This window comes from Sphingobacterium athyrii (assembly GCF_003071065.1).
In the GTDB taxonomy this organism is placed as follows: Bacteria; Bacteroidota; Bacteroidia; order Sphingobacteriales; family Sphingobacteriaceae; genus Sphingobacterium; species Sphingobacterium athyrii.
On sequence record NZ_QCXX01000004.1, the window covers coordinates 248,878 to 261,245 of the forward strand.

A 12,368-nucleotide genomic window follows, 5' to 3' on the forward strand; every position below is an offset into this window, starting at 1 on the left:
TTTTCCGCTTTGTGCCGCGGGTCTGGCATGTTGTTTTTTACGCTCAATGGATTTAGATTCATAAAGTTTTCTGTTTTGAATCAGTTTATTCGTACTTAATCGTGGCCTTTCCTTCCTTGCAGATGACATCAAGCGGTTTTCGATAAGTAGTGCAATTGATCCTTGGAGCCATCATGGGCTGGTATATTTCCATCAGCTTATTATAATCATTGATCATGTTCTGTAAGGTCGTTTTATCAACGGAACGGTGGTAGGGGATATGATTGGTGCCACATACGGTCTGGATGTCTATTATTTTCCAATCGTTTGGATCAGTACATTCTTTTGGGTTTGCCAGCGCTATAATTTTACTGTGTTTTTCATTCGAGAGCGTTTCCAGTTCTTTTTCAGTTTTTTCTTTATAGGGATTTTCGAGATGGGATTCGGATTTACAGACGACAAATAACATGCTACATGCAAGCAAAGAGGTGAAACCTAAGATTGACAAATTTTTCATAATTGCGTGTTTGGTTTAGTCAGAGAACGGACAATTTTAAGCGAATGCTACATCGCGATTTTGAAATTTCTCTATGGTGAGATTTTTTATAACTACAGCTTATGTTGCTATGTAGAATAGGTAACATAAACAGGATCTACTGCATGTTAAATGTTTTCTGAATGATATCGCAAGAACAAAAAAGCGGCTTAACGTTGTCGTTAAGCCGCCTTAATATAGCGAAAAAATCAGTTTTAGAAATTTCCTTTTGCTACATCCCACCAAAGTCTGGTGCCGCCATTGTCAGGGCCACCTAACAGAGAAATTGCGGTTTGCACTTCGGCTGCGTTTGTATTATATTCATTCTGAGGGAACGGCAAACGACGTATCTGTATTTTGGTGTCAATCAGTCCACCGCTGTTGTTTACTACAACAGGAAATAAGCGTGGGTAGCCTGTACGACGGAATTCACTCCATGCTTCTTGTCCTTCAGGGAAGATAGCCAGCCATTTTTGTGTAATAATGCGTTCTAATTTTTCTTCGTTAGATGCACTTTCATTCCATTTGATGGTTATGGTACTTGGTGATTTGGCATTGTTTTCTGCATTGAAAGGATCCTCGTAAGCTGCTGCTTTACTTGTGTTGTCATTGAGGTAAGTGCTTAGACCCGATGTTACACCCCATTGAGTGAAAGATGTCTCTACACCTTTTTCATACAGTGATTGGGCTGTTCCGCCTGCATTGTTCCAACCTCTCAATGCTGCTTCCGCACGAAGAAAGTAAACCTCTGCGGCGGTCATCAATATAGGAGCTGTTGTTGCAACAAAAGTTGGTGTTGTACCTTCGGTATTCAAAGCCGATAGCTTTTGGTATTTATCCTTTTCGATACCTTCAGCACCTGTACGAATTCCGATGTATTTACCAGCGAAAGCTGTTGTCGTTGCATCTTTAGCCACGGGAGCCATATATTTAGAGATACGTGGGTCATTCAATCCGGTCATATAAGACGAAAGTGTCGCATTGATACGTGTATCGGCCCAGTTTTTGGAAATAAACCAAAGCGGATTGCTATAGGTTCCATCTGCTGGAACTGTGATCTTGAAGTTGTCGCTATTACTCTCCATTACACCTCCGTTTGCAGGATCCAACGCTTTTTCAGCTTGTGTTTTTGCTAATGCTGCATCAACTTTTACCAAGCGCATTGCCAAACGTAGACGCAATGAATTGGCAATTTTTAACCAATTTTTAAAACGGACCTGATTATCGGAATTAGGAAATACAAGATCGATCTGGTCAATTTTAGCAGCCATTGGACTATCCGCTTTGTACGATTTTAATGCTATTACAGCCTCATCGAGCTCTTTGAAGAAAGCTGCATATACATCGGATTGTTTGTCGTATGGTACAGTGTTGGAGGTACCTACTTTACTATAAGGAATAGGGCCATAGATATCTGTAACACGGCTGGCAGCTGCTACTTTGATGACCAATGTCGAACCCCATAATGCTGGATATGTTTCTGCAAGTCCATTGCCTTTTAACTTTTCAATGGATTTGATAACGTTAAGATATAATACCTGGAAAGGTTCGCCATTCCATCCATTAACCATCGCATAATTCAGGTTGTTCTGACCACTATTAAAAGGTGTAGGGGACATGAAAAAGCCTGAGAAAACATCTGCATTTAGGTTTTGTTGGACCTGATAAGAGTTCGGGTCTCCGGCGCCTGAAAAGTTATAGATTGACATCTGGGCATTTTTTAGAAAAAGCACAAGATCTTGTCCATCACCTTTTAGATCTTCATCGGTCAATCCAATATTGTTCTTGTTGTAATCTTCAAAATTCTTTGTGCAACTGCTCATTATTCCGCCAAGGAGTAAAATTGCAAGTGAGAATTTGGATATATGTTTGCTATTAAATTTCATTGTTGATCGTTTAGAAAGTTGCATTTAATGTAAGTCCGTAGTTACGGGTTGCAGGCATCATAAAGATATCTACACCGCTTAACGCATTTCCTGTTGACATGGTTACTTCTGGGTCGAAAGGAGCTTTTTTCGAAATGTAGAATAGGTTTCTTCCCACAGCATTTACACGCAGTTTTTTGAAGAAGCTATCTTTGATGTTGAAGTCATAACCGAAAGTCAATTCTCGTAATCTCACAACCGTTCCATCATAAATATATTGGCTGCTGACTGGACCTATACCGCCAGTTGAGGTATACCATTTCTCCGCATCCACGACAGAAACAGGGGTTCCATTTGGTGTGACACCGTTTACAGAAACACCTCCATTTGCACGGGCCGCTCCACTTGCTTCAGATACTCCGTAGCCATCCATCACAGACTGTGTAATTGACATGACATCATAATTAAACTTTCCGTCAATCAAGAAGCTTAAATTGAAATTTTTGTAATTGAAACTGTTATTCCAGCCCATTTGCCAAATTGGATTTGAATTCCCTAATTTAGTATATGCGCTTGTTTTCTGAGGGATGCCGTCTTCTGAAATAATAATTCTCCCTTGGTCATCACGAACAAAATCCTGTCCATAGATATCGCCAAAAGAGCCTCCTACTTCAAGTTTGGAAGCAAAGTTGTTTTGGTTTTCCCCGGTTAAACTAAACTCAGGAACAGCATCAGCTAGTTTTTTTATCTTGTTTTTATTGTAGGTGAAGTTGATACTTGTTGTCCATTTGAAATCATCATTTCTAATTGCATCTAATGATACCAATGCTTCAACTCCTTGGTTTTGGATGTCACCAGCATTAATAGCATATTGTTTGTTTAATGATGCCTGGCTTGCTGCGACTTTAAAGAATTGGTTTGTTGTGTTTGTTTTGTAGTAAGTTACATCAACATTCAAACGGTTGTTCCACATGCGCCATTCTGTCCCGATTTCAAAAGATTTCGTTTTTTCAGGTTTTAATGTTTTTAAGAAGGCAATATCGTTCACTGTCAATACAGCGTATGGATTCACAGTATTTGTTAATAAGCTTGTGTAAGGAGGTAAGTCATTACCCACTACCGCATACGAGCCACGGACCTTGGCCATATTGACAAATTCAGGTAAGTTTAACTTGTCGTTCAATACGATGCCCAATCCTGCAGATGGATAGAAGAAAGATTTGGTTCCTGTGAATGCTAATGTACTCGACCAGTCATTTCTAGCGGTCAGGTCTAAATAGATCCAGTTGTCATAAGCTAAGTTTGCAGATGCAAATACCGATTGCAGCTGTCTCCGGTTAGCGGATAATGTCGAAGTGACAGGTGTTGTTGTATTTTGAATAAAGAATTGATTCGGGATTTTTAATCCATCAATACCTGTATTAAAATCTACACCTTCGGTTTTCCAGTCAGTTATGCTTGTTCCGACCAATCCAGTGATCTGAAATTTATCGCTGACATTAAAGTTCATATTGGCTACGACATCACCGTATTGCTGTGTAATGGTGGTATTTGTATAATTATAGTTACCATTTGCTTTTCCTAAAGGATTTGGCGTGCTCGCATAAACTTTGCGGTCCCAAACCTCTGAAGTGCGATCGACACTTCCTCTAGCCTGAATGCTAATCCATGGGGCTACCTTATATTTTGCACTACCATTTAAAAGCAAACGGTTTCGAGTTGAGCGTGTCGGGTTCCTATTGACGATCCACCATGGATTTTGTTGTGTTGTAGGACTATCACTTAGGCTGAACCAGTTTTGTTCATTAAGGTTGCGGCTTGTATTGAACGTTTCGTAATTTTCGTAATCTGCGATATTTAGGCTTCGAGGTAATAGGTAGGTTCCAACCAATGGGTTATAATAAAAACCCGAAGTAGGCGCATTATCCAATTTTTGGGTAATGTAGTTGGCGCTTCCTTCAACGGTCAATTTATCATCGAAGAATGTAGCACTCTCCTTGAGGTTGAAATTGTGACGCATCAGGTCATTTTCTGGAAGTATACCTTTAGCGAGGGTGTTGGCATAAGAAAAGTAAGTCTGATTTTTTTCGTTACCTCCGGATAATGTCAATGAATTGGTGAAGTTGCTACCTGTGCGGAAAAATTCACCTACATTGTCGTAGTTGGCACCATTGGTTTTGTCTCCCCAGCTAAATACACTGGTATTACTGTTCTTGCCGCCTGAACCTTGACCATATTGGCTTTGGAATTTAGGCGTGGATACCGCTTGTTCTATCTGTGCACTTGATGAAAAATTAATCGTTGTGCGGCCTTGTTTACCTGATTTTGTTGTCACTAAGATAACGCCATTAGCTGCTTGGCTACCGTATAGTGCCGCTGCAGATGCTCCTTTTAATACAGAGATGTTTTCGATATCTTCTGGGTTGATCAATGAAATAGGGTCGCCACCATCACGCTGTCCGCCGAAGACGTTGTCTGGCTGGCTTGCCAATGTCTGGTTGTTGATCGGGACACCATCGACAACATAAAGTACCTGGTTGTTACCGGAAGCCGATTTATTACCACGTAAAATGACTTTCGCGGAACCACCTGGCCCTGATGAGCTGGAAGCGATATTGACCCCTGCTACCTTACCGTTCAGGTTGTTGGCTAAATTGGTACTTTTTACCTTGTTCAGTTCATCCCCGTTGACCTGTTGGGTGGAGTAAGTCAATGATTTCTGTGCACGGCTGATACCAAGAGCGGTGACAACAACACTTTCTAACTGTTGCGTCTGCTCATCCATGCTTACTGTAATTGTGGTTTCGCCCGGTCCGAGTGTAACGGTTTTATTTTCGTAACCGATGGTGCTGATATTCAGAACACGATTTTTATCGTCTACATTGATCTGGAATGCACCTTTGCTGTCTGTAGAACTAGCTGTTGATGTGCCTAGTACTTTGATCGTAGCACCCACAAGTGGAGCTTTTGATTTAGCGTCAACAACCGTCCCTTTCACTTGGCTGCTTTGCGCATGAAGTAAAGATGCCGAAAAGAGCATTGTCGGAACAATACTCAACATCCTTAGTGTAGTGTATAATTTGTTATTCATATAGTATATGTGTTATATTCAGTTTTATATACATATTTTTCATAACAGTAGATTTTTTCCACGGTAATGGGCTAATTCCATTTAGCATGTCGGTTAGGAAAAATGTATTGAATATGAATGGAAAGCAAAATCAGTGATTATTGTATGCTATTCAATACTGAAGTGATGGAGCAAAAAGGGGGTGTGATTCCCCTTAAATTGAGCACTAATTTACTACTGTTGATGAAAAATCAAAAATTTTGGTAAACAAAGTTGATACAAATGCGAAGAGGTGTTTTGTAAGTTATTGTATGTGAGATTAATGTGTTTTGTCATTTTTTGTTTCTTGCTGGAAATGTATCTTCCTTTCAAAGGAAAAGTGAATAATCTAGCTTATTACCTTTGCAGTTAATGGTGATAAGCCAGATTATTTATAAAGATTTAATTCCACCAGGTGTAGTTGACCTTTGGTTACAATGACTTTAGTTTTTCCTGGTCTGGCGGAAATTGATACTATTGAAAAGGACGATTGCCATCAATATAATTCCATAAGCCAGATATTTGATGAAGGGAACAGGCTCCTGAAAATAGGTCGCTGCCAAGGTGAAAGCGATAATTGGATTGATGTATAGCAATACACCTGTGGTGGTAGAGGAAATACCAATCAAGGCGTACATACTCAGAAATAGTGGAATAATGGTAAATATAACTGCAATCAGTATGATTGTACCCCAAAAGACAGGATCTGTGGGGATCTCATGATGATTATAGACCAGTCTGGGAATGACAAATAACGCGCAGATGCTCAATTGGATAGCCAACTGATTGAGTTTGTTGAAACCAGTAGACACGCGCTGTACAATAAGATAGAAGGCATAACAGGTGGCGATGGTCGCTGCCCATAGCACATCATGCAGCGATCCTTTAGCTAATAGGCATACACTGCCAAAGGCAATGAGGAGAGCCACCTTCTGAATTGGACGTAGCTCTTCTTTTAAGATGAAATAGGCTGCTGCCGCTGTAATCAGCGGGCAAGTTAGATAGGCCAGAGCTGCGGACTGGATACTGATGTGGTTGACGGCATAAATATAGGTGAACCAGTTGCCGAAGATCAACAGGGAAGCAAGGACAGTAAGGCCGGTCTGCCGAATTTTTCCTTTTTTTGAAAGCTCCCTGAACTTCTGAATATCCAAGCGTAACGTCTTCCGTTGGAAAAGCAGGAGATAGAGCCAAAGTGCGGCCAAGGCCGTTACGATCCTAAAATATAGAATATCCTCGGCAGGATATTCCCGTATCCACCGAACGGGAATGGACATGAATCCCCAAATGAAGGGAGCCAAAAAAGCCGCGAAAAGATATTTTCCGCGGCTTACAGTTTCGTTGTTATTTTCCACGGATTAATCTTTCCAGGCAATTACCGAAATCTCGACATTGACATTCTTCGGTAATGTCTTCACTGCCACGCACTCACGTGCAGGTTGGGCTTCCTTGAAATATTCTGCATAAACGTCATTAACAAGGCTAAAGTTGCCCATGTCGCTTAAAAAGATGGAGGCCTTGACGACATCCTGAAATGTATAACCAGCATGTGTTAAAATGGCTTCGACATTTTTCAATACCTGATGCGCTTCATCTTTTACGCCCGATGCGATTAGCTCCATTGTTTCAGGAACAAGTGGAATCTGTCCGGAAACATAAAGGGTATTACCTGCCTTAATCGCTTGGTTGTAGGGGCCTATTGCTGCAGGAGCTTTGTCTGTATTGAAGATCTCTTTTTTTGACATGGTTGCTAGTTTAGGATGAAAAAAATATTTTATAGATCAACCCCAATAAAAAGACAATAATGGCCGTTGCATTAATGATATGCATGGCTTTAATGCTGCCATTTGTGGGGCGATCGGCATTGCGCTTTCTGAAAAAGTACATGGAACTAAGTTACGACAGTAAATTAAAAAGTTAAAATTAAAAAAGTAAAAATTTTGGGATAGCGCAAAGACAAATCCTAACTTTAGCTGGAGAAGGGTAAAGGCAAATTTTTACCAGGAAGAATTGCAGGGCGTGAAGGTCTGTACGGCGTATGAATATATGCTATGGTGCCAGCGCTAGGATCTAAACGCTAAAAGCGGATAACATGTAACAATTATTTTAATGAAAAAAATGGCATTGACTGGCGGTAAGATCTATACCGGCACAGAAATTATAGAACACAGAGCATTGCTCCTGGATGAAGGAAAAATTGTGGGCATCGTCGATGAGCAGGATCTCCCAGAAGGATATCAACTGCTTGATGTCAAAGGAACCAATATTTGCGCGGGCTTGGTCGACCTGCAATTGTATGGTGATGGTTCGGATTTGTATTCTGCCGAACTTACCTTGGACTCTTTGGAACGGATCTCCAACGGGCTGATTGATAAAGGGACGACTTCCTATATGATGACTTTGGCAACAAATACTATTCAAGTATTCAAAGAAGCCATTCGTATCGCTGAGGACTATCATCATGATGCCTTTTTAGGTCTGCATCTGGAAGGGCCCTTTCTGAATGCAAAAAAACGGGGAGCTCATCCTGAAGAACTGATTATAACGCCAACAAAGGAAAGGATCGAAGAGCTGCTACAGGGAAATAATGTTGTCAGGATGATGACGATTGCACCTGAATGTTTTTCGGACGAGGTGCTGACGTATTTGCAAGGTTATCAGCTGCTGCTCAGCGCTGGGCATAGCAATGCTACTTTCGAGGAAGGAACACATGGTTACGATTCGGGAATTCCGACGAGTACCCATCTGTTCAATGCCATGTCGCCGTTACACCATCGTGAAGTAGGTTTGGTCGGTGCTATTTTTAATCACAAGAGTGCCTGCGCGAGCATTATTGTCGATGGACATCATGTCAGCTTTGAAGCTGTAAAAATCGCCAAACGGCAAATGGGCGAGCGTTTATTTATGATTACGGATGCCGTGGCGGCATGCAGCAAGGGGATTTATCAGCATGTATTGAACGATGGCTATTACGCCTTGCCGGACGGAACAATTTCGGGTGCGGCAATTTCCCTGTTTGAAGGAATCAGAAACTGTGTGGAACAGGTTGGAATTCCCCTGGATGAGGCGATCCGGATGGCTACGACTTATCCGGCTAAGCTATTGCAGCGAAGGGATATCGGGAATTTAAATGCTGGGAGCATGGCCAATGTCATCGTATTTACGGATGACCTCAGGCTGGAACATGTTATCTTTAAAGGGGAGCTGCGTTATTGATCTCCGGATTGCAAGAGTTTCCAGCTAGCAAGAGTTTATAAATTGAATTAGATTGCTTCATAACTGATAATGAAGTATATGCTGTTTCTTTTCATCCGATAGAAATATCTTTTTAAAGCGGATGGGTGACTGCTAAATTTCTTTTCTATTGAAATTTAGCTTAGTTTTGGGGGTTAGTTTGAAAAAAAACATAATATTCTATAGCTTGATGAAACGTTCCTTATTATTTTTAACTACGGCACTCTTTCTTTTGTCTTCTTGTTCTTCCAAGAAAAATAAAAAGCAAGAACCTGTAAACACAAATACCAATGTTGAAATTGTAAAAAAAGATCCCCCTTCAGTTCCGAAGCGAGAGCGGATGAAAAATACGATAGAGACAAAAGAACAGCCTGCGGTTGAAAAAAAGAAGGATATCGTTGTTGATCTTCCACTTGTGCCCCGTGAGTTTCGTGCGGCCTGGGTTGCTTCTGTAGCCAACATCAACTGGCCGAGCAAAAATTATCTCAGTACAGCCGAACAGCAGCAGGAAGCGATTGGTATCCTCGACTTTTTGAAGACTAATAATTTCAATGCAGTTATCTTTCAGGTGCGTCCTTCGGCAGATGCTTTTTATAAGAGCGATCTCGAGCCATGGTCGTATTTTTTGACGGGAACGGAGGGGCAAGCACCGTCCCCCTATTATGATCCACTTGAATTTTGGGTTGAACAGGCGCACAAAAGGGGAATTGAACTTCATGTTTGGTTGAACCCCTACCGTGCACACCATACTGCAGGAGGAGCGGTGACTTCGGCTTCGATGGCGCGCAAAATGCCAGAATCTGTTGTGAAGTTAAAACAGGGCTATTACTGGTTTGATCCATCCAAACAATCGACGCAAGAACATGCGGCACGTGTTGTGATGGATATCGTTAAGCGTTATGATATTGACGGGGTGCATTTCGACGATTATTTTTATCCCTATGCCGAATATAATGGTGGACAAGATTTTCCGGATTCGGACAGCTATAATGAGTTTAAACGCAACGGTGGAACCTTGTCACGTGGTGATTTTAGAAGAAACAGTGTAAACACGTTTATTGAGCGAATCTACAAGGATATAAAAAGGGAAAAAAACTTCGTGAAATTCGGTATTAGTCCTTTTGGAATTTGGAAGCCGGGATATCCTGCCGGAATTCAGGGATCGAGTCAATACGATATGTTATATGCAGATGCTAAATTGTGGTTGAATAAAGGCTGGATAGATTATTTCGCGCCACAGCTTTATTGGCCTATCCAACCGGCGAAGCAGAGCTATACGGCTTTATTAAAATGGTGGGAAAGTGAGAATACAACGGGGCGGCATCTTTGGCCGGGTATTAATACAGTCGGAAGACGTGGCCCTGAATATGTGCAGGAGATTGTGAATCAGGTTGCCGCAGCACGTAATATTTTGCCGGATAACCGCAATGGCGTCATCCATTGGAGTTTGGCCGGACTGATCAAAAATCCAGCAATGACGCAGGCGCTGGTGGAAGGACCATATCAATCTAAAGCTTTGGTTCCGCCGAGTCCATGGCTCAATGCAAACCCTTTGTTGAAGCCGACGTTGCTACTGACGCCACAAGGAAATAATATGTTCTTAAAATGGCAACATCAGCAAATTGACCAAGTTGCGAAATGGGTATTATACCTGAATTATGGCGGCGAATGGAAATATGAGATCTTGGAACCTGGAGTAACGACGAAAGATGTACCAACGGCATTGAATAATAAAAAATTGCAGTATGTTGCGGTAAAGGCTATTGATCGGTTGAGCAATGAAAGCCCTTATATCGCTGAAAAAATTAAATAAAGAGTTTTTGTACTATTTGGAAAAGGGGTATCTGAGATTTCGGATATCCCTTTTGCTTTTTTTATATCTTATCGGATCATCTTATTGGTCTGACATGTGCTTCTATACCGAATGACAGAACGTATTTGTCTTTTTTAGATCACAAATGTTGGTATTTGTTGAAACACAGTGATTTTGTTTTGATTTTTGGCCTGTCCAAAGTAAATTTAGGGATATGGAAGAGATTTATAAAACCGTTAGTGAGTCGGTGATCCGAATTTCACAGTTGATGTTGCCGTCCAACGCTAATTTCGGCGGAAAGATTCATGGCGGATATATTTTGTCGTTGATGGATCAAATAGCCTTTGCGGTAGCGTCTAAGTTTTCGGCACATTATTGCGTCACAGCCTCTGTTGGCAAGGTTGATTTTTTGAAACCGATAGAGGTAGGAGAGCTGGTCACGTTAATTGCATCCGTTAATTACGTTGGCAATTCATCGATGGAAGTGGGAATCCGTGTGGAGGCCATGAATATTCAAACGGGTGAAACGAAGCATTGTAACTCCTCTTATTTTACCATGGTCGCTAAAGATGAGACGGGTAAACCTGCCCGTGTGCCCCGGTTGATCTTGGAGACGGAAAAGGATGTGTTTCGATTTTATCGCTGTGTGGTCAAGATGGAAGTGGACAAAGAGCGTGATCGTGCGATTCATGACCTCGAAACGGATTCAGCCGAGCAACAAGCTTATATTAAAAAACATTATGATGTGAAGATTAACTTGGCTCCTTAGGTTTCCATCTTCTGCCATTCGAAGGTGCCAAGATATTTACTGTCTGTACATTCATTGCTTCCATTTGTTTTATAGAAATATACATAGATGTGGTATGTTCCGATATGTTGGGTTTCGCTTAACTCGACAGATTGCGACTTATGCTTGAGGGTGTTGCGGCTTTCATTTGCAAAGACATTGCTTATTAGCATCTCCTCAGCATTATACAAAACGATCTGGCAACTACTTGAGTCCTGCTGGTACTGTGTAGCAATACTTGTATCGTATTCCCATGAGAGTGTAAATGTGCCGTTCTTCCTATCAAGGTCAAACATGAAGGATGTAATGGGATTTGGAGACCCTTTACTTACGCGAAAATCCTCATAATTGATCCTATAACCATTTGCTGTTTTTTCTGTGCCATTGTTAAGGTTATAGGACATCGCATTACTATGTGCCTTTTTATTTGGATTATAATTTTTAAATCCGATCCTTATAAAGGGGAGTATCGGTGAAATGAATTTTTGAATAATGGAAAATCGCGAACGTGCCACAATCTGCTCAGAAGTGGGTTTTTTGCTAGTTTTCTTTGGTAAACCTCTTGCGTAAGTTGTGTTCCCATTGGTAACGAAGACAACTGAACCAGCTTTACCCGAAAGCGTGCCGTTCGCTCCATTTTTAATAATTGCCATAATTTAAATTTACTGTGTTTATTTCTGCTTAAGGTACAAAATAAATACATGTTTATCAATACTATAACTTCTACAATAATACAAATCTTGCAGGGATATATAACGGAGATTACACAAAACTTAAACGGTTATAACCGTTTGAGCACCGAATAATAACCGTATTAGTACCGAACAAGCACCGTATAATTGTAGAAATTATTTAGCTCTTTATATTAAATAATAAGTGCTTTATGCATTAGTGTGGCTTTTTTGCTTGTGGAGTTTGCTGTTTCATTAGGTTTTACTTGATATATGCATTCAATATGCGATTTAAATGGGATTTAAGCGAAGTCAGATTAGATGAAAATGCTGTTTAACTCTGATTCTGCTTTAAATTTTGCTGATAAATGCGTT

10 protein-coding genes are annotated in these 12,368 nt (G+C 40.9%); 3 read left to right on the forward strand and 7 right to left on the reverse strand.

Features of this window, described 5'->3' with window-relative positions; all coding sequences use genetic code 11:
- Positions 1–85: 85 nt before the first annotated feature.
- The 6 genes from DCO56_RS15775 to DCO56_RS29985 all read right to left on the reverse strand — a co-directional run bounded on the left by DCO56_RS15775 (position 86) and on the right by DCO56_RS29985 (position 7,375).
- Entirely contained in the window at positions 86–496 is a 411-nt protein-coding gene (locus DCO56_RS15775; protein ID WP_108634735.1) for a hypothetical protein, read from the reverse strand.
- A gap of 233 nt (positions 497–729) precedes the next feature.
- Complete coding sequence (locus DCO56_RS15780; RefSeq protein ID WP_108634736.1) at positions 730–2,400, reverse strand: RagB/SusD family nutrient uptake outer membrane protein; 1,671 nt, start codon at positions 2,398–2,400, stop codon at positions 730–732.
- Between the two features lie 10 nt (positions 2,401–2,410).
- Positions 2,411–5,470: a SusC/RagA family TonB-linked outer membrane protein gene (locus DCO56_RS15785; protein ID WP_108634737.1), complete on the reverse strand. Its 3,060-nt coding sequence runs from the start codon at positions 5,468–5,470 to the stop codon at positions 2,411–2,413.
- Between the two features lie 461 nt (positions 5,471–5,931).
- Entirely contained in the window at positions 5,932–6,843 is a 912-nt protein-coding gene (locus DCO56_RS15790; RefSeq protein WP_245935846.1) for an EamA family transporter, read from the reverse strand.
- A gap of 3 nt (positions 6,844–6,846) precedes the next feature.
- Positions 6,847–7,233: a RidA family protein gene (locus tag DCO56_RS15795; protein ID WP_108634738.1), complete on the reverse strand. Its 387-nt coding sequence runs from the start codon at positions 7,231–7,233 to the stop codon at positions 6,847–6,849.
- A gap of 10 nt (positions 7,234–7,243) precedes the next feature.
- Complete coding sequence (locus tag DCO56_RS29985) at positions 7,244–7,375, reverse strand: DUF6728 family protein (protein ID WP_310446321.1); 132 nt, start codon at positions 7,373–7,375, stop codon at positions 7,244–7,246.
- Positions 7,376–7,597: 222 nt separating this feature from the next.
- Between DCO56_RS29985 and nagA the strand changes: the two genes are divergently transcribed.
- The 3 genes from nagA to DCO56_RS15810 all read left to right on the forward strand — a co-directional run bounded on the left by nagA (position 7,598) and on the right by DCO56_RS15810 (position 11,304).
- Entirely contained in the window at positions 7,598–8,704 is a 1,107-nt protein-coding gene (nagA, locus tag DCO56_RS15800) for an N-acetylglucosamine-6-phosphate deacetylase (protein ID WP_108634739.1), read from the forward strand.
- 208 nt (positions 8,705–8,912) lie between these two features.
- Complete coding sequence (locus DCO56_RS15805) at positions 8,913–10,535, forward strand: glycoside hydrolase family 10-like protein (RefSeq protein WP_108634740.1); 1,623 nt, start codon at positions 8,913–8,915, stop codon at positions 10,533–10,535.
- Positions 10,536–10,749: 214 nt separating this feature from the next.
- Positions 10,750–11,304: an acyl-CoA thioesterase gene (locus DCO56_RS15810; RefSeq protein ID WP_108634741.1), complete on the forward strand. Its 555-nt coding sequence runs from the start codon at positions 10,750–10,752 to the stop codon at positions 11,302–11,304.
- Here DCO56_RS15810 and DCO56_RS15815 read toward each other — a convergent pair.
- Positions 11,301–11,975: a DUF6266 family protein gene (locus DCO56_RS15815; protein WP_108634742.1), complete on the reverse strand. Its 675-nt coding sequence runs from the start codon at positions 11,973–11,975 to the stop codon at positions 11,301–11,303. The genes DCO56_RS15810 and DCO56_RS15815 overlap by 4 nt on opposite strands.
- Between the last annotated feature and the right edge of the window lie 393 nt (positions 11,976–12,368).

Coding starts and splice junctions, on each gene's coding strand:
- DCO56_RS15795 (WP_108634738.1), bottom strand. CDS start 7,233: ATGTCAAAAAAAGAGATCTTCAATACAGACAAAGCTCCTGCAGCAATA.
- DCO56_RS15805 (WP_108634740.1), top strand. CDS start 8,913: ATGAAACGTTCCTTATTATTTTTAACTACGGCACTCTTTCTTTTGTCT.
- DCO56_RS15780 (WP_108634736.1), bottom strand. CDS start 2,400: ATGAAATTTAATAGCAAACATATATCCAAATTCTCACTTGCAATTTTA.
- DCO56_RS29985 (WP_310446321.1), bottom strand. CDS start 7,375: ATGTACTTTTTCAGAAAGCGCAATGCCGATCGCCCCACAAATGGCAGC.
- DCO56_RS15815 (WP_108634742.1), bottom strand. CDS start 11,975: ATGGCAATTATTAAAAATGGAGCGAACGGCACGCTTTCGGGTAAAGCT.
- DCO56_RS15775 (WP_108634735.1), bottom strand. CDS start 496: ATGAAAAATTTGTCAATCTTAGGTTTCACCTCTTTGCTTGCATGTAGC.
- DCO56_RS15810 (WP_108634741.1), top strand. CDS start 10,750: ATGGAAGAGATTTATAAAACCGTTAGTGAGTCGGTGATCCGAATTTCA.
- nagA (WP_108634739.1), top strand. CDS start 7,598: ATGAAAAAAATGGCATTGACTGGCGGTAAGATCTATACCGGCACAGAA.
- DCO56_RS15785 (WP_108634737.1), bottom strand. CDS start 5,470: ATGAATAACAAATTATACACTACACTAAGGATGTTGAGTATTGTTCCG.